This window comes from Phycicoccus jejuensis, from assembly GCF_044797865.1.
Classification (GTDB): domain Bacteria; phylum Actinomycetota; class Actinomycetes; order Actinomycetales; family Dermatophilaceae; genus Phycicoccus; species Phycicoccus jejuensis.
The window spans coordinates 2,480,787-2,496,406 of the sequence record NZ_CP085209.1; the positions used below are offsets into that span (position 1 = coordinate 2,480,787).

Below are 15,620 nucleotides of genomic sequence, written 5' to 3' on the forward strand. Positions count from 1 at the left end.
CGACCAACCTATGGGGTGATCGGCCTCGTCGGCAGCCCCCGTTCGCCACTACGGTGAAAACCGTGCGCATCGACATCCTGACCAAGGAGTACCCGCCGTCGATCTACGGGGGAGCGGGGGTGCACGTCGCCGAGCTGACCCGGGCCCTGCGGGAACGGGACGACACCGACGTGCGCGTCCACGCCTTCGGGGGCCCGAGGGACGAGGAGGGGACGACGAGCCACCCCGACCTGCCGGAGCTCGAGGGCACCAACGCCGCCCTCAGCACCCTCGGGGTGGACCTGACGATGGCCGCCGCCTGTGCCGGAGCCGATCTCGTCCACTCCCACACCTGGTACGCCAACTTCGCCGGGCACGTCGCCGGCCTCCTCGAGGGCGTGCCACACGTGCTGTCGGCCCACAGCCTCGAGCCGATGCGGCCGTGGAAGGCCGAGCAGCTCGGCGGTGGCTACCGGCTCTCGTCGTGGGTCGAGCGCACCGCGTACGAGGGCGCGGCGGCCGTCATCGCGGTGAGCGGGGGGATGCGCGAGGACATCCTGCGCTCCTACCCGAGCGTCGACCCCGCCAAGGTCCTCGTCGTGCACAACGGGATCGACGCCGAGCTCTGGCGGCCGAACGACGCCCCGGACGTCGTGCGCCGGCACGGCATCGACCCCGACCGCCCGGCCGTCGTCTTCGTCGGCCGGATCACCCGCCAGAAGGGCCTGCCCTACCTGCTGCGCGCCGCCGCGCAGCTGCCGCCCGAGGTGCAGCTCGTGCTCCTCGCCGGCGCGCCGGACACCCCGGAGATCAAGACCGAGGTCGAGGGGCTCGTCGATGACCTGCGCGCCGAGCGCGACGGCGTCGTGTGGATCAGCGAGATGCTCCCGCGCGACGAGGTGACGGCCGTCCTCAGCGCCTCGTCGGTGTTCGTCTGCCCGTCGGTGTACGAGCCGCTCGGCATCGTCAACCTCGAGGCGATGGCGTGCGAGCTGCCCGTCGTCGCGACGGCGACCGGCGGCATCCCCGAGGTCGTCGTCGACGGCGAGACCGGTTGGCTCGTGCCGATCGAGCAGGTCCAGGACGGCACCGGGACGCCGGTCGACGAGGACCGTTTCGTCGCCGACCTCGCGGCCGCCCTCACCGACGCCGTCTCCGACCTCGACCGCGCGGCCCGCTTCGGCGCCGCCGGCCGGCGCCGGGCCGTCCAGTCGTTCTCGTGGGGCACGATCGCCGAGCGCACCCTCGAGGTCTACCGCGGGGTCGTGGGCGCGTGAGCGACACCCGGCACGACCCCGTCCTCGGCAGCGGCGCCACGCCGGTCGAGGGCGCCCTCGGGCACCTGGTCGCCGTCTTCGACAACCGGATCGCGCAGTCGCTGGTGGCGATCGCCACGGCCACGGGGTGGGATGCCACGCTGCTCGACGCCGCCCCCGTCGGGGACGCCCTCGGCGCGCTCGGGACCGTCGACGCGCTCGTCGTGTGCAACCACGACGGCGACGGCGCCTACCCGCTCCTCGGCGACGCGCTACGGGCCGGGGTGCCCTACGTCGCGATGATGGCCAGCCGCCACCGGTCGGCCGCCCTGCTCGAGCAGCTGCGCGGCGAGGGCCTCGACGACGAGCAGCTGGACCGCCTGCACGTCCCCGCCGGCCTCTCGATCGGGGGCAGCTCGCCCGGTGAGATCGCCCTCTCGGTCGTCGCGGAGGTGGTGGCCGACGGCCACGGGCGGCCCGGCACCCCGATGCGGGCCTCCTGACCGCGCGGCGCGGCCGGCGCGGAGCACGCCGTCAACTAGGGTCGGTGGCATGAGCGACGTCCTGGCCCTCGCCGGTGTCGGCGTCGTGCGCGGCGACACCACCATCCTCGACGACCTGTCGTGGGAGGTGGAGGAGGGCCAGCGCTGGGTCGTCCTCGGCCCCAACGGCGCCGGCAAGACCACCCTCCTGCAGATCGCCGCCGGCCGGATGCACCCGACGACCGGGGTCGCGGGCGTCCTCGGGGAGGTCCTCGGCGCGGTCGACGTCTTCGAGCTCCGGCCGCGCATCGGCCTGTCGAGCGCCTCGCTCGCGGAACGCATCCCGCCGCACGAGAAGGTCCGCGACGTCGTCGTCACCGCCTCCTACGGCGTCGTCGGCCGGTGGCGCGAGGCGTACGACGGGATGGACGAGGCGCGCGCCGCCGAGCTCCTCGACGCCCTGGGCGCGAGCCACCTCGCCGAGCGGCGGTACGGCACGCTGTCGGAGGGGGAGCGCAAGCGGGTGCAGATCGCCCGCGCCCTCATGACCGACCCCGAGCTCATGCTCCTCGACGAGCCTGCCGCCGGCCTCGACCTCGGCGGCCGCGAGGACCTCGTGCGCCGGCTCGGGGCGATCGCCGCCGACCTCGCCGCGCCCGCCCTCGTCCTCGTGACCCACCACGTCGAGGAGATCCCGCCGCACTTCACCGACGTCCTGCTGCTGCGCGAGGGCCGCGTCGTCGCGCAGGGCCCGATCGAGATCACCCTGACCGCCGAGAACCTCGAGCGCACCTTCGGCATGCCGCTCGAGCTCGAGGTCCGCGGGGACCGCTACGCCGCCCGCGCCCGCTGAGGCGACAGGGAACCGAGGGCGCCGACCGCGCGTCCGAGCCACGACACCGGAGGGAAGGGGAGGCCGATGGACTGGCTGACCGACAACGCCTGGCTCGGATGGCTGGGCGTCGCACTCGTGCTCGCGGCCATCGAGGCCGCCACCGTCGACTTCGTCTTCGTCATGTTCGCCGGCGGCGCGCTCGCCGGGGCGATCGCGGCGGCGCTCGGCGCACCGTTCTTCTTCCAGGTCGTCGTCGCGGTCGTCTTCGCGATGGTGCTCCTGCTCGTCGTGCGCCCGATGCTCAAGCGCAAGTTCACCGACGCGGTCACCGACCACCACATCGGTGCGGCCGGCCTCGTCGGGCGCGAGGCCTGGGTCCTGCAGGCCGTCACCGAGACCGACGGCCGCGTCAAGCTCGCGGGCGAGACGTGGTCGGCCCGGCTCGCCGAGGGCGGCGCGCCCGCCGGTCCCGGCGACCAGGTCCGGGTCATCGCCATCCACGGCGCGACCGCGATCGTCGTCCCGCTGCCCGCACCCCCGATTACCCCCACCACCTGACCCCGTGCCCCGACCGGGCACCGACGGAAAGGCACCACCATGGACGGAATCGGTCCACTCGTCGTCATCCTGCTGCTCGCGGTCTTCGCGATCATCGTGCTCGTCCGCACCGTGCGCGTCGTCCCGCAGCAGACCGCCCTCATCATCGAGCGCCTCGGTCGCTACTCGCGCACCCTCGAGGGCGGGTTGCACTTCCTCGTGCCGTTCGTCGACATCGTGCGCGCCAACATCGACCAGCGCGAGCAGGTCGTCTCGTTCCCGCCGCAGCCGGTCATCACGAGCGACAACCTCGTCGTCTCGATCGACACCGTCATCTACTACCAGGTGATCGACCCGAAGTCCGCGGTCTACGAGATCGCCAACTTCATCGCCGGCATCGAGCAGCTCACCGTCACGACGCTGCGCAACGTCATCGGCTCGCTCGACCTCGAGCAGACGCTGACCAGCCGCGACCAGATCAACGGCCAGCTGCGCGGCGTCCTCGACGAGGCGACCGGCAAGTGGGGCATCCGCGTCAACCGCGTCGAGCTCAAGGCCATCGACCCGCCCGCCTCCATCCAGGAGTCGATGGAGAAGCAGATGAAGGCCGAGCGCGACCGCCGCGCGGCCATCCTCAACGCCGAGGGCACCAAGGCCAGCCAGATCCTCACGGCCGAGGGCGAGAAGCAGAGCCAGATCCTGCGGGCCGAGGGCTCGGCGCAGGCCCGCATCCTCGAGGCCCAGGGCCAGGCCCGCGCCATCCAGCAGGTGTTCGACGCCATCCACCGTGGCAAGCCGACCCAGAAGCTGCTCGCCTACCAGTACCTCCAGGTGCTGCCGCAGATCGCCCGTGGTGACTCCAACAAGATGTGGATCATCCCGAGCGAGCTGACCGACGCGCTGCGCGGCATCGGCGGGGCGCTCGGCGCCACGAAGCCCTCGGGCGACGGCGGCGACGACGAGTGGGTCGACCCGGGCGAGATGCTCGGCAACGCCTTCGAGGAGACGACGCTCGAGGACCCGAAGTCCGCCCTCGAGCGGGCCCGCGGCCAGGCCGCCCAGTCGAGCAAGGAGGCCGAGGAGCACGCCCAGCCGGCCTCGCGCGTCCAGCCCCCCATCCGTCCGGACGCCGACGCGGTGCCGCCGCGCGAGGCGCCCGCGGCCCCGCCGGCGACCGAGCCGATGGCCCCGCCGGCCACCCCGCCGGTCGAGCCGCCGCCGGCCCCGCCGGCACCTCCGGCCCAGCCCTGAGCGACGCGACCGAGCGCCCGGACCTCGACGAGGTCCGGGCGCTCAGTCGTGGACGACGGCGTCGAGCAGGCCGGGGAAGCGCGCGTCGAGCTCGTCGCGGCGCAGGGTGACGACCCGGTGGCGCCCGGCGGGCTCGTTGCGCACGACGCCGGCCTCGCGCAGCGTGCGCAGGTGGTGCGAGAACGTCGACTTCGGCACGCCCGGCTCGCTCTCGCGGCACTCCTCGACGGTCCGCGGGCCCTCCGTCGCGAGCTCGCGCACGAGCGCGAGGCGCGTCGGGTCGCTCAGCGCGAAGAGCACCACCGGGAGCTCGACGGCGGCGAGGTCGGGGTGGTCCATGAGGCGGGGCGAGGAGGGCCGGGACAACGGTTCGACTTCCTTGGAATAGTGGCCGGTGGCACGAGGTTCAACGAGGCGAACGGTTCGATGATTCCAGAACGGAGCACGGCGATGTCCCTCCGCCTCACCCCGGCCCCGGCCTTCGTGGTCGTCGGTGCCACCGTGGCCACCTTCCTCGCGGCCTCGAGCGCGCCGAGCCCGCTGTACCCGGCCTACGAGGAGGCCTTCGGCTTCGGCCCGGCGACGCTCACCGTCGTCTTCGCCGTCTACGTCCTCGCCCTGCTCGCCGCGCTCCTGCTCGTCGGGCGGCTCTCGGACCACGTCGGCCGCCGTCCCGTCCTCGCCGCCGCCCTGCTCGTCGAGCTCGGGGCCCTCGCCCTGTTCCTCGGGGCGGAGGGGACCGCGGCGCTCGTCGCCGCCCGGGTGGTCCAGGGGCTCGCGACCGGCGCGGCCATGGGCGTGATGGGTGCCTTCCTCCTCGACCTGCAGCGCCACGGGACCCAGCGCGGCGCCGTCGTCAACGGGGTGGCGCCCCTCGTCGGGCTGGCGCTCGGCGGGGTGGTCGCCGGTGCGCTGGCCGACCTCGCGCCCGCTCCGCTGCGCCTGGTCTACGCCGTGCTCGGCGGGCTCGTGGTCGTCCTGCTGCTCGCGGTGCCGTTCCTGCCCGAGACCGCACCCCGTCGCCCGGGCGCGCTCCGCTCGATGCTCCCGGTCGTCGCCGTCCCCGCGACGGCCCGCGGGACCTTCAGGACGTCGGTGCCCGTCATGGCCGCGACGTGGTCGCTCGGCGGGCTGATGCTGTCGGTCAGCGGCAGCGTGCTCGCGACCCGCTTCGCGGTGCCGGGGCACCTCGTCGCCGGACTCGTGCTCGGCGCGTTCACCGGGACCGGCGCGCTGGCCTCGTACGCCGGGCGGGAGCGACCGGCCGCCGACCTGCGCCGCTTCGGGCTCATCGCCCTCGTCACCGGGCTCGTCGCCTTCGTCGCGTCCCTCGTCCTCACCCTCCTGCCGCTGCTCGTCATGGCGGTCGTGGTCGCCGGGGCCGGGTTCGGCAGCGCCTTCCTCGGTGCGCTGCGCGCGGTCAGCGCGCTCGCGCAGCCGCACGAGCGCGCCGGCCTGATGTCGGCCGTCTACGTCGTCAGCTACCTCGCGTTCTCGGTGCCCGCGCTCGTCGCCGGTGCACTCACCCTTGCACTCGGGCTCGACACCACGACAGTCGGATACGCCGTGCTCGTCGGTGTCGTGGCCGCGGCGGCCCTCGCGGTGGAGCTCCGCACTAGGGTGGCCCGGTGTCCCTCGGAGAAGCCCTGCTCGTCGTCCTCGCGGGCATCGGCGCCGGCACCATCAACACCATCGTCGGCTCCGGCACGCTGATCACCTTCCCGACCCTGCTGCTGCTCGGGATCTTGCCGGTCACGGCGAACGTGTCGAACAACATCGGCCTCGTCCCCGGCAGCGTCACGGGCTCGATCGGGTACCGCCGCGAGCTGCGGGGGATGGGTCCGCAGCTGCGTCGCTACGCCCCCATGTCCTTCCTCGGCGGCACCCTCGGTGCGGTGCTGCTGCTCGTCCTCGACCCCGACCTCTTCCGCGCGATCGTGCCGGTGCTCATCGTGCTGGGCCTCGTCCTCGTCGTCGCCGGACCGCGCCTCAACGCGTGGACGGCACGGCGGCGCGAGGCGGGAGGGGCCGAGGCCGCGAGCACGCACCGCCGGCTCATGCAGGGTGGGGTCCTCGGCGCCGGCGTCTACGGCGGGTACTTCGGTGCGGCGCAGGGCATCATCCTCGTCGGCATCCTCGGCGCCCTCTCGAGCGACCCGCTCCAGCGCATCAACGGCCTGAAGAACGTGCTCGCCTCGGTCGTCAACTTCGTCGCGGCGCTCGTCTTCGTCCTCGTCGCCCCGGACCAGATCGACTGGCTCGTGGTCCTCCTCATCGCGGTCGGCTCGACGATCGGCGGCGTCGTCGGCTCCACCGTCGGGCGCCGTCTGCCCGCCCCCGTGCTGCGGGCGATCATCGTCGTCGTCGGCGTCGTGGCCGTCGTCAAGCTCGTCGTCTTCCCGTGACGCCGCTCGTCCTCGTCGCGCTCGGGCTGTCGGTCCTCGCGGGCGCGCTCGTCCAGTCGGTCGTCGGCTTCGGGATGTCGGTCGTCGCCGCCCCGCTCGTCGTCCTGCTGGCCCCGGACCTCATGCCGGTGGCCCTCCTGCTGCCGAGCATCACCCTGCCCGTCCTCCAGCTCTCGCACGGCGTCCGCGACCTGGCCCGCGGGCCGCTGGCCCTCGCCCTCGTGGCCCGGGCCGTCCTGACACCGGCCGGGGTGGCCGTCGCCGCGTGGTTCTCGCCGCGGGCCATCGCGGCGCTCGTCGGCGCGCTCATCCTCGTGACGGTCGCCCTGTCGGTCCGCGCGGTCGACCTGCGCCCGACGCGCGCGAACACGCTCGTCGCCGGAGCGGTCTCGGGGGTCTCGGGCACCGCCGCCGCGATCGGGGGGCCCTTCCTCGCCCTGGTCCTCCAGCACGAGCGGCCCGAACGTGTGCGCTCGACGCTCGCGGCCTTCTTCCTCGTCGGGTCCGGGATGGCGGTGGCGGGGCTGGCGCTCGGCGGCGAGGTCCACCGCGACCAGGTGCTCGCCGGGCTTGCGCTCATCCCGTTCGCGCTGGTCGGCTACGCCCTCGCGGTGCCCGTCCGCCGGCGGGTGGACCCCGAACGGTTCCGCCGGCTCGTGCTCGGCTTCTGCGTGGTCGCCGGCCTCGTCGTCATCGCCCGCGCCGTCCTGGCCTAGCCTCGTGCGCGTGCCGACGACCGTCTCCGACCCCGCCGACCCCCGCCTCGCCGACTACGTCTCGCTGACCGACGTCGCCCTGCGACGCCGCCTGGAGCCCGAGGGCGGGCTGTACGTCGCGGAGTCCGAGAAGGTCATCCGGCGGGCCCTCGCCGCGGGGCACCGGCCGCGCTCCTACCTCATGGCCGAGCGCTGGCTCACCGACCTCGCGGACGTCGTCGCCGACGCCGAGGCCGACGGCGTGCCGGTGTTCGTCGGGGCCCACGACGTCATCGAGCGCCTCACCGGCTTCCACCTGCACCGCGGCGCGCTCGCGGCGATGCACCGCCCCGCGCTGCCGTCGCTCGCCGAGGTCCTCGAGGCCGCCCGGCGGGTCCTCGTGCTCGAGGACGTCGTCGACCACACCAACGTCGGCGCCGTCTTCCGCTCGGCGGCCGCGCTCGGCGTCGACGCCGTGCTCGTCACCCCGCGCTGCGCCGACCCGCTCTACCGCCGGGCCGTCCGCGTGTCGATGGGCACCGTCTTCCAGGTGCCGTGGACACGCATCGACCCGTGGCCGGGCGGTATCGAGGAGCTGCACGGGCTCGGCTTCCACGTCGCCGCCCTCGCCCTGACCGAGGACTCTGTCGGGCTCGACGAGCTGGCGGCCGACCCGCCCGGGCGGCTCGCACTCGTCCTCGGCACCGAGGGCGACGGGCTGGCCCGGCGCACCCTCGCCGGGGTCGACACCGTCGTGCGCATCCCGATGGCCGGGGGAGTGGACTCGCTCAACGTCGCCGCGGCCGGCGCCGTTGCCGCCTGGGCCCTGCGCGCCCCGGCTCCGCCGGAGGGGTGATCACGGCATCGGCCGTCCGGACCGAATCCGCGGCGGCGCGTCCGTCGCGGCGTCGCTCCTGGAGTCCGAGGGCTTCCGGGTCGTGCAGGCCGACAACGGCGCCGCCGGCGTCGAGGCCGCACGCCGCCACGACCGCGAGGTCGTCCTCCTCGACATCTCGCTGCCCCAGATGGACGGCCTCGAGGTGTGCCGCCGCAGCCGGGCGATGCGCCGGCGCCCCCGCGTCCACGTCGCCGAGACCGACCTGCGCCGCTTCGGCCCGCTCACCCTCGACCCCGAGGCCCGCGAGGTGCGCCTGCACGGCGAGGTCGTCGACCTCACGCGCACCGAGTACTTCAGCGCCCTCGAGAGCGGCGAGCTCGAGATGGAGTCGACCTCGACCGACGTGCGCGCACTCATCCAGGACGTCTGCACGATGTTCACGACGAAGGCCGAGCGGCGGGGCCTGTCGCTGTGGTGGTCGGTGGACCCCGACGTCCCCGAGCTCGTCTGCAGCGACCTGGTCCGCCTGCGCCAGGTGCTCGTCAACCTCGTCGGCAACGGGCTGAAGTTCACCGAGCGCGGTGGTGTGCGGATCCACGCGAGCCACCTCGCGGCCGCGCCCCTCCTGCGCCCCGACGCCGAGACTGCCCCGGGCACGCTCGTCCTCGAGGTGGTCGACACCGGGATGGGCATCCCCGCGGACCGGCTCTCGCGGATCTTCACCGCGTTCGCCCAGGGGGACGCGTCGACGACGCGCACCCACGGCGGCACCGGTCTTGGCCTCGCGATCTGCGCCCGCATCGCCCAGCGGCTCGGCGGCGCGATCCAGGTGCAGTCGACGGTCGGCGAGGGCTCGTCGTTCACGTTCTCGCTGCCCGTGCTCGGCTGCGCCGGCGGCAGCGCCGGCGCCACCGGCATCGAGGCGCTCCAGGCGCTCTCGGCGCACCGCTACGACGTCGTCCTCATGGACGTCAACATGCCCAACCTCGACGGCGTCCGTGCGACGGAGCAGCTGCGCGTCCGCCCGGGACCGCCGCCGCGGATCATCGCCCTGACGGCCAATGCCGCCGAGGGGGACCGGGAGCGGATGCTCGCGGCGGGCATGGACGACTACCTGAGCAAGCCGTACACGCTGGCCGACCTCGAGAAGATCCTCGCGCCGGTCCGCGCGGGCTGACGCCCGGGGCGCTCAGCGGACGAGGTGGTCGAGCAGCCGCTCGACCTCGGCGGCCGGGTCCGCGGCGGACCCGCCGTGGACCGGGCCGGGCTGGAGGACGGTCGAGCGCGGCGCGCTGAGCCACCCGAAGCGCTTGCCCTGGGTCGTCAGCGTCGCGTCCACGCCCGCCGGGGGCCGCTCGCACATGCCCCCAACGGCGTCGAGCGCCCCGCGCAGGCCGTCGAGGTCGGCGTCGGGCGCGAAGGCCCGGATGCGGTCCTCGTCGAGGTGCCAGGCGCAACGCAGCACGCCCGCGGACTGGGAGTGCAGGACGACGCCGACGTTGAGGCACTCGCCCCGGTCGACGCGCGGCACGAAGCGCACGACCACGTACTGGTAGGCGTGGCTCACTGCGCACCGTCCAGCCAGGCGGAGGGCGCGGCGAGGCGCATCCCGAGGTGCTCGCGGTAGGCGGCGCGGACGGCGTCGAGGTCGGGCAGGCTCGCCGTGGTCTCGAGCCACTCCTCCGGCACCTCGTCGACGACCTCGCGCAGGACGTCGTCGGTGAGGAGCGGGGCGAACCGCTCGTGCGCGGCCCGGACCGACCCGGCCACCGGCGCCAGGACGTGGCCGCTCGCGTCGAACGGCTGGGCGACGAAGCGCCCGACGTCCGGCGGGCGGCTCGGCCAGGAGTGGTGGAACCACAGGGCCGCCCCGTGGTCGATCGCCCAGGCCCGGCGGTGCCAGACGAGGAGGTTGGGGTTGGCCCAGGTGCGGTCGACGTTGGCCGTGTAGGCGTCGAGCCAGAGGATGGCCGCGGCGTCCTCGGCGCTCGGCGGCCGCGAGCCGTCGTAGCCGAAGGCCCCGGGCAGGAAGTCGACGCCGAGGTTGCGGCCCGGGCTGGCGTTGAGCAGGTCCTGGACCTCCTCGTCGGCCTCGTAGCGGGCGATCGCGCTCGGCAGGTCGACGACGGCCAGGCGCGGGGTCGGGATGCCGACCCGGCGGGCGACCTCGCCGACGAGCACCTCGGCGACGAGGACCTTGCGGCCCTGCCCGGCGCCGGTGAACTTGACGACGTAGGTCCCGAGGTCGTCGGCCTCGACGAGCCCCGGCAGCGAACCGCCCTCCCGCAGAGGGGCGACGTAGCGCACGGCGGTCACTGACTCGAGCACCCGCCCACCCTACGGCAGCCGTTTAGGGTTGTCGGATGACCACGCAGGAGCGCAGGCTGGCCGGTCGCTACGTCCTCGACACGCCCATCGGGCGGGGCGGGATGGGCGAGGTGTGGCGCGCCACCGACACCGTCCTCGGGCGGCAGGTGGCGATCAAGACGATCGACCTCACCCGCGTCCCCGACGAGTCCGGTGCGGTGCGGTTCGAGCGCGAGGCCCGCGTGACGGCCGGCCTCAACCACCCGCACGTCGTCACGGTGCACGACACCGGTGTCGAGGGCGACACCGCGTACCTCGTGATGGAGCTGCTGCCCGGGCCGAGCCTCGCCGAGCGGCTGCGGGAGGGCCCGTTCGCGGTCGACGACGTCGTCGACGTCGTCCGCCAGGTCGCCGGCGCGCTGCAGGCCGCGCACGGCCGCGGGCTGGTCCACCGTGACATCAAGCCCGCCAACGTCGTCACGGCCGCGGACGGCCGGCTGCGGGTCCTCGACTTCGGCATCACCCAGCTCGGCGACGCCTCGAACCAGCAGGCGCTCACCGCCACGCACACCGTCATGGGGACGGCCGAGTACCTGTCGCCGGAGCAGGCGATGGGCGGGCGCGTCGACGGCCGGGCCGACCTCTACGCGCTCGGCTGCCTCGCCTTCGCGCTGCTGACCGGTGAGCCGCCCTTCTCGGGCCCCACGGCGGTGGCGACGATGATGATGCACACCCACGACCCGGTGCCCGACGTGCGCGACCTGCGCCCCGACACCCCGGCCTGGCTGGCCGGCCTCGTGTCGTCGCTGCTCGCCAAGGACCCCGCCGACCGACCCGCCGACGCGGGCGCCGTGCTCGCCGCCGTCGACGCGCGCCGCGCCCCCACCGGTGGCGCCGCGGCCGCGGGGGCTGCCGCAGCCGCGACGACGGTCCTGCCCGCCGGTGGGGCCGACCGAACCCAGCGACTCTCGAGCACCCCGCTGCCCCCGCCGCCGCCGCCGACGACCGGTCTGCCGCCGCGCGAGCCGGAGCGGAGGCGCGGCGCGTCCACCCCGTGGGTGCTCGCGATCCTCGCGCTGCTGGTCGTCGGCCTCGTGGGCTGGTACCTCGTCACCTCGCAGGACGACACCGGGGGTGCCGACGCCTCGCCGAGCGCCTCGCCCACCGCGTCGGCCCAGCAGTCGGCCCCGGAGCAGTCCACACCGGCCGAGACCACGCCCGAGCCGGAGCCGACGACGGCCTCGCCCGAGCCCACCCCGAGCGAGACCCCCTCCGACACGCCGACCGACACCGCGCCCGACGGCACTCCGGTCACGGACGCCTACGCGTCGCTCCAGGAGGCGGTGCAGCAGGCCGCCGCGGACGGCACCGTCGACGCCAAGGTGGCGCGCGACGTCGCGAGGCACGCTGAGGCCACGGAGCGGGCGCTGTCCGGCGCCGACGCTCGCAAGGTCTCCGACGAGGCGCAGAAGCTCGCGGACCAGTACGCGAAGGCGGTGGAGGACGGCTCGGTGTCGGCCGACGCCACGGGCACGCTCGACCCGCTCGTCCAGGCGGTGCTCGACGCGGCCGACGCCTACGCGGGCGGCTGACCCGGCGGGGCGCCGGCCCCGCCCACGACGCAGGCCCCGAACCTGTGGTTCGGGGCCTTCGTCGTCGTGCTCTGCTGTGTCCGAGGGGGGACTTGAACCCCCATGCCCTATACGGGCACTAGCACCTCAAGCTAGCGCGTCTGCCAATTCCGCCACCCGGACGAGTGGTGTTCTTCGGGCCCGTGGGGAGGCCTTCCGACAGCGCGAAACATTACACGGTCACCGGCCGGGAACCGAAATCGCCCCTGCCGCGCCGAGGCTCCTAGGGTGGGGGACATGACCGACACGCTGCGCCCCGAGGACGAGGTCGTCCGGATCTGCCAGGAGCTGATCCGCATCGACACGAGCAACTACGGCGACGGGAGCGGTCCCGGTGAGGCCGAGGCGGCCGCCTACGTCGTCGAGCAGCTGCGCGAGGTCGGGCTCGACCCGCAGACCTACGAGTCCGAGCCCGGTCGGGTCACCGTGGCGGTCCGCATCCCGGGCGCCGACCGCGAGCGCGGCGCCCTGTGCGTCCACGGCCACCTCGACGTCGTGCCCGCGAACGCCGAGGACTGGTCCGTCGACCCGTTCGCGGGGGAGGAGCGCGACGGCTGCGTCTGGGGCCGAGGCGCCGTCGACATGAAGGACATGGACGCGATGATGCTGGCCTCGGTCCGCGACATCGCCCGCCGCGGCGTCGTACCGCCGCGCGACCTCGTCGTCGTCTTCTTCGCCGACGAGGAGGCCGGGGGCGTGCAGGGCTCGCACTTTATGGTCGAGCAGCACCCCGAGGTCTTCGAGGGCGTCACGGAGGCGATCAGCGAGGTGGGCGGCTACAGCGTCACGGTCACCGACCGTGACGGACAGGAGCGCCGCACGTACCTGCTGCAGACGGCCGAGAAGGGCATCGCCTGGCTGCGGCTCACCGCCACCGGGCGCGCCGGGCACGGGTCGGTGCCCAACGACGAGAACGCGATCGTGCGCCTGGCCGAGGCGATCGCCCGGATCGCGGCGCACAAGTGGCCGCGCGAGTACATCCCGTCGGTGCGCACGCTCCTCGACGGGCTGTCCGAGCTGACGGGCACCGGCTGGTCCGACGAGGATCTCGAGGACCTGCTCGAGCACCTCGGCGGAGCGCAGGGCTTCGTGCGCGGCACCCTCCAGGACACGAGCAACGTGACGATGCTCGACGCCGGGTACAAGCACAACGTCATCCCGCAGCACGCCTCGGCCAACGTCGACTGCCGATTCCTGCCCGGGCACGAGGACCTGCTCATGGACACCCTGCGCGAGCTGGCCGGGGAGCACGTGCAGGTCGAGGTGCTCCACCGCGACATCGCCCTCGACGCGCCGTTCGACGCGCCGCTCGTCGAGCGGATGGTCGACGCGCTGCGCACCGAGGACCCGGACGCCGAGGTGCTGCCGTACTGCCTCTCCGGGGGCACCGACAACAAGGCGCTGTCGCTGCTCGGCATCACCGGCTACGGGTTCGCCCCGCTGCGGCTGCCGGCCGACCTCGACTTCGCCCCGATGTTCCACGGGATCGACGAGCGCGTGCCGACGGACTCGCTCCGCTTCGGCACGCGCGTCCTCGGGCGCCTGCTCGAGACCTGCTGAGCCGCGCCCGCGGCGTCGTCAGACGGCGATGTCGTAGGTGCGGCGCGCGCGGATGATCTTCCGGCGCAGCCAGGTGCGGGTCAGCCCACCCACGTAGGTGCGGGTGGTCGCCAATTCCCAGTGCCCGTACTCGGCGTGCTCGGTCAGGGCGCGGCGGATGTCGTTGCGCTTCACCTCGCGCCCGAAGCTCAGGACGAGGTACTCGTAGTCGGCCACCGACACATTCTGCGCCAGGACCGGTACGGTTCGGGACATGGCCTCGGACCCGCGCGCCGCGCTCGCCCACCTCGTGTCCGCTCTCGAGCGGCACCTGGAGGCCGCAAGCACCCGGCGCGGTGAGGACGACCCGACCGTCGTCGCCGCCTACGAGGACGTCGCCGACGCCTTCGAGGAGTACGACGGCGCCCTCTACGACGCCTACGGCGAGATGACGCCGCTCGACGTCTACGCCGGGGACGACGACGAGGACCTCGACGACCACGACGACGAGGACGGCGACCGCGCCCGGATCTACTCCGGTCTCGACGACGACGAGTTCGACGACGAGGACGACGACGACGAGAAGGACGACTGAGCCCTCGTCCGCTCCGCCCGCGGGCCGCGGATCAGGCGTGCTCGGCCGAGACCTCGTCGAGAGCGTCGACGATCTGCTCCGGCAGGTCGAGGCCCTCGGAGGCCAGGAGCACGCTCAGCTGGCCCGGTGTGCGCGGCCCGACGACGGGCGCGGCGACTCCCGGCCGGTCACGGACCCACGCGAGCGCGACGACGGCCGGCGCGACGCCGAGGCCGTCCGCCGCGGTGCGCACGGCGTCCACGACACCGCGGGTGTGGTCGCCGACGTGCCGTCCGGCGAACCGCGAGAACTCCTCCGAGGCCAGCCGCGAGTCGGCGCTCACCCCGGCGCGGTAGCGCCCGGTGAGGACCCCGCGGCCGAGCGGCGACCAGGGCAGGAGGCCGAACCCGAGCGAGGCCGACGCGGCGACGAGCTCGCGCTCGGGACGTCGCTCGACGAGGGAGTACTCGACCGAGTCGACGGCCAGCGGGACGCCGGCGTCCTGGAGGAGCGACATCGTGCGGGCGGCCTGCCAGCCGACGTGGTTGGAGACGCCGACGTAGCGGGCCCGTCCGCTCTGCCAGGCGTGCACGAGGGCGCCGACGGTCTCCTCGAGCGGGGTCTCGTCGTCCCAGGTGTGCGCGAGCCAGACGTCGACGTGGTCGGTGCCCAGGCGGCGCAGCGACAGCTCGAGCTGGTGGAGCATCGTGCGGCGGGAGCAGTCGACGACCCGGTGGCCCGTGGACCGACTGATGCCGGATTTGGTCACGAGGACGACCTCGTCGCGGTCCGGGCCCCGGAGGAGGTCACCGAGCAGCTCCTCGGCGGCGCCGCCCGCGTAGCCGTGGGCGGTGTCGACGAGGGTGCCGCCGGCCGACCGGAACGCCGTGAGGAGGTCCTTGGCGTCCTCCGCCGACGTGCGGGTGCCCCACGCCATCGTCCCCAGGCCGAGCCGCGAGACGGTGAGTCCGGTGGCTCCGAGGCGGCGCGTCTCCATGGCCGCGACCCTACCCGCGCGCGTCGACCGGCCTGCGCCACACCGAGACGTGGGCCTCGCTGTCCGCGGTGAAGGGGGAGCCCCGCCAGTCGGCGCTGCGCCGCTCGAGCTCCATCCCGGCGAGGCGCGCCATGAGGTCGCACTCGGACGGCCACACGTAGCGGAAGTGGTGCTCCCCGTTCCGGAACGAGCCGTCGGGCTCGCGCGTGTAGTGGTGCGAGGTGGCCTCCTGCGTCGCCGGGTCGTAGGTGTCGAACCCCGCGTGGTCGGGCGAGACGTCGAACGGGACGGCCG

General features: G+C 74.3%; 19 protein-coding genes and 1 tRNA gene. 13 read left to right on the plus strand and 7 right to left on the minus strand.

Going from position 1 to position 15,620, the window contains the following annotated elements; translation table 11 throughout:
* The first annotated feature begins 62 nt into the window (after nucleotides 1-62).
* From glgA to LG324_RS11760, 5 genes are all read left to right on the plus strand, one after another.
* On the plus strand, nucleotides 63-1,256 hold the full coding sequence (gene glgA, locus LG324_RS11740) for a glycogen synthase (protein WP_404348064.1): 1,194 nt from the start codon (nucleotides 63-65) through the stop codon (nucleotides 1,254-1,256).
* Entirely contained in the window at nucleotides 1,253-1,738 is a 486-nt protein-coding gene (locus LG324_RS11745) for an XdhC family protein (protein ID WP_404348066.1), read from the plus strand. Before glgA ends, LG324_RS11745 begins: the two co-directional genes overlap by 4 nt.
* 49 nt (nucleotides 1,739-1,787) lie before the next feature.
* A complete protein-coding gene (locus LG324_RS11750) occupies nucleotides 1,788-2,570 on the plus strand; it encodes an ABC transporter ATP-binding protein (RefSeq protein ID WP_030528438.1) in 783 nt (260 codons plus the stop codon).
* A 66-nt stretch (nucleotides 2,571-2,636) separates the two neighbouring features.
* Complete coding sequence (locus LG324_RS11755; RefSeq protein ID WP_030528439.1) at nucleotides 2,637-3,110, plus strand: NfeD family protein; 474 nt, start codon at nucleotides 2,637-2,639, stop codon at nucleotides 3,108-3,110.
* A 39-nt stretch (nucleotides 3,111-3,149) separates the two neighbouring features.
* Entirely contained in the window at nucleotides 3,150-4,340 is a 1,191-nt protein-coding gene (locus LG324_RS11760) for an SPFH domain-containing protein (RefSeq protein WP_404348069.1), read from the plus strand.
* A 42-nt stretch (nucleotides 4,341-4,382) separates the two neighbouring features.
* Here LG324_RS11760 and LG324_RS11765 read toward each other — a convergent pair whose 3' ends face one another.
* Nucleotides 4,383-4,679 (minus strand): helix-turn-helix transcriptional regulator, encoded by a 297-nt coding sequence (locus tag LG324_RS11765; protein ID WP_030528441.1) that lies wholly within the window; start codon nucleotides 4,677-4,679, stop codon nucleotides 4,383-4,385.
* Nucleotides 4,680-4,790: 111 nt separating this feature from the next.
* Here LG324_RS11765 and LG324_RS11770 point away from each other — a divergent pair, with 111 nt between their 5' ends.
* From LG324_RS11770 to LG324_RS11790, 5 genes are all read left to right on the plus strand, one after another.
* On the plus strand, nucleotides 4,791-6,053 hold the full coding sequence (locus tag LG324_RS11770; RefSeq protein ID WP_404348071.1) for an MFS transporter: 1,263 nt from the start codon (nucleotides 4,791-4,793) through the stop codon (nucleotides 6,051-6,053).
* Nucleotides 5,969-6,745, plus strand: coding sequence for a sulfite exporter TauE/SafE family protein (locus LG324_RS11775; RefSeq protein ID WP_404348073.1), 777 nt, complete (start codon nucleotides 5,969-5,971; stop codon nucleotides 6,743-6,745). The genes LG324_RS11770 and LG324_RS11775 overlap by 85 nt, the downstream gene beginning before the upstream one ends.
* Nucleotides 6,742-7,461: a sulfite exporter TauE/SafE family protein gene (locus LG324_RS11780; RefSeq protein WP_404348075.1), complete on the plus strand. Its 720-nt coding sequence runs from the start codon at nucleotides 6,742-6,744 to the stop codon at nucleotides 7,459-7,461. Before LG324_RS11775 ends, LG324_RS11780 begins: the two co-directional genes overlap by 4 nt.
* Nucleotides 7,462-7,471: 10 nt before the next feature.
* Nucleotides 7,472-8,296 carry a TrmH family RNA methyltransferase gene (locus LG324_RS11785; RefSeq protein ID WP_404348077.1) on the plus strand — a complete coding sequence of 275 codons (825 nt, stop codon included), beginning with the start codon at nucleotides 7,472-7,474 and terminating at the stop codon, nucleotides 8,294-8,296.
* A gap of 82 nt (nucleotides 8,297-8,378) precedes the next feature.
* Nucleotides 8,379-9,455 carry a response regulator gene (locus tag LG324_RS11790; RefSeq protein WP_404348079.1) on the plus strand — a complete coding sequence of 359 codons (1,077 nt, stop codon included), beginning with the start codon at nucleotides 8,379-8,381 and terminating at the stop codon, nucleotides 9,453-9,455.
* Between the two features lie 12 nt (nucleotides 9,456-9,467).
* Here the strand turns inward: LG324_RS11790 and LG324_RS11795 are convergent, their stop codons facing one another.
* Entirely contained in the window at nucleotides 9,468-9,845 is a 378-nt protein-coding gene (locus tag LG324_RS11795) for a DUF3037 domain-containing protein (RefSeq protein ID WP_404348081.1), read from the minus strand.
* Nucleotides 9,842-10,606: a HipA family kinase gene (locus LG324_RS11800; RefSeq protein ID WP_404348083.1), complete on the minus strand. Its 765-nt coding sequence runs from the start codon at nucleotides 10,604-10,606 to the stop codon at nucleotides 9,842-9,844. The genes LG324_RS11795 and LG324_RS11800 overlap by 4 nt, the downstream gene beginning before the upstream one ends.
* Before the next feature lie 35 nt (nucleotides 10,607-10,641).
* Here LG324_RS11800 and LG324_RS11805 point away from each other — a divergent pair, with 35 nt between their 5' ends.
* Nucleotides 10,642-12,177: a protein kinase gene (locus LG324_RS11805; protein ID WP_404348085.1), complete on the plus strand. Its 1,536-nt coding sequence runs from the start codon at nucleotides 10,642-10,644 to the stop codon at nucleotides 12,175-12,177.
* 77 nt (nucleotides 12,178-12,254) lie between these two features.
* On the opposite strand, the gene LG324_RS11810 is transcribed toward LG324_RS11805, so the two are convergent.
* A tRNA-Leu gene (locus LG324_RS11810) sits at nucleotides 12,255-12,339 on the minus strand.
* Nucleotides 12,340-12,453: 114 nt separating this feature from the next.
* On the opposite strand from LG324_RS11810, the gene LG324_RS11815 reads away from it, so the two are divergent.
* Entirely contained in the window at nucleotides 12,454-13,776 is a 1,323-nt protein-coding gene (locus tag LG324_RS11815; RefSeq protein ID WP_404348087.1) for a M20/M25/M40 family metallo-hydrolase, read from the plus strand.
* A gap of 18 nt (nucleotides 13,777-13,794) precedes the next feature.
* On the opposite strand, the gene LG324_RS11820 is transcribed toward LG324_RS11815, so the two are convergent.
* Nucleotides 13,795-13,992 (minus strand): DUF5703 family protein, encoded by a 198-nt coding sequence (locus LG324_RS11820; protein WP_242525646.1) that lies wholly within the window; start codon nucleotides 13,990-13,992, stop codon nucleotides 13,795-13,797.
* A 37-nt stretch (nucleotides 13,993-14,029) separates the two neighbouring features.
* Here LG324_RS11820 and LG324_RS11825 point away from each other — a divergent pair, with 37 nt between their 5' ends.
* The gene (locus LG324_RS11825) at nucleotides 14,030-14,350 is read left to right on the plus strand and encodes a hypothetical protein (protein WP_030529234.1); all 321 of its coding nucleotides are present in this window, start codon (nucleotides 14,030-14,032) and stop codon (nucleotides 14,348-14,350) included.
* A gap of 31 nt (nucleotides 14,351-14,381) precedes the next feature.
* Here the strand turns inward: LG324_RS11825 and LG324_RS11830 are convergent, their stop codons facing one another.
* Together LG324_RS11830 and LG324_RS11835 are read right to left on the minus strand one after the other, a co-directional pair.
* Entirely contained in the window at nucleotides 14,382-15,326 is a 945-nt protein-coding gene (locus LG324_RS11830; RefSeq protein ID WP_207021795.1) for an aldo/keto reductase, read from the minus strand.
* A 10-nt stretch (nucleotides 15,327-15,336) separates the two neighbouring features.
* Complete coding sequence (locus LG324_RS11835) at nucleotides 15,337-15,459, minus strand: hypothetical protein (protein WP_404353174.1); 123 nt, start codon at nucleotides 15,457-15,459, stop codon at nucleotides 15,337-15,339.
* Nucleotides 15,460-15,620 lie beyond the last annotated feature (161 nt).

What these genes read in the sequence shown, in the direction of transcription:
- LG324_RS11835 (WP_404353174.1), bottom strand. Translation starts at nt 15,459, where the DNA reads ATGGCGCGCCTCGCCGGGATGGAGCTCGAGCGGCGCAGCGCCGACTGG.
- LG324_RS11750 (WP_030528438.1), top strand. Translation starts at nt 1,788, where the DNA reads ATGAGCGACGTCCTGGCCCTCGCCGGTGTCGGCGTCGTGCGCGGCGAC.
- LG324_RS11760 (WP_404348069.1), top strand. Translation starts at nt 3,150, where the DNA reads ATGGACGGAATCGGTCCACTCGTCGTCATCCTGCTGCTCGCGGTCTTC.
- LG324_RS11755 (WP_030528439.1), top strand. Translation starts at nt 2,637, where the DNA reads ATGGACTGGCTGACCGACAACGCCTGGCTCGGATGGCTGGGCGTCGCA.
- LG324_RS11805 (WP_404348085.1), top strand. Translation starts at nt 10,642, where the DNA reads ATGACCACGCAGGAGCGCAGGCTGGCCGGTCGCTACGTCCTCGACACG.
- LG324_RS11765 (WP_030528441.1), bottom strand. Translation starts at nt 4,679, where the DNA reads ATGGACCACCCCGACCTCGCCGCCGTCGAGCTCCCGGTGGTGCTCTTC.
- LG324_RS11770 (WP_404348071.1), top strand. Translation starts at nt 4,791, where the DNA reads ATGTCCCTCCGCCTCACCCCGGCCCCGGCCTTCGTGGTCGTCGGTGCC.
- LG324_RS11815 (WP_404348087.1), top strand. Translation starts at nt 12,454, where the DNA reads ATGACCGACACGCTGCGCCCCGAGGACGAGGTCGTCCGGATCTGCCAG.
- LG324_RS11825 (WP_030529234.1), top strand. Translation starts at nt 14,030, where the DNA reads ATGGCCTCGGACCCGCGCGCCGCGCTCGCCCACCTCGTGTCCGCTCTC.
- LG324_RS11830 (WP_207021795.1), bottom strand. Translation starts at nt 15,326, where the DNA reads ATGGAGACGCGCCGCCTCGGAGCCACCGGACTCACCGTCTCGCGGCTC.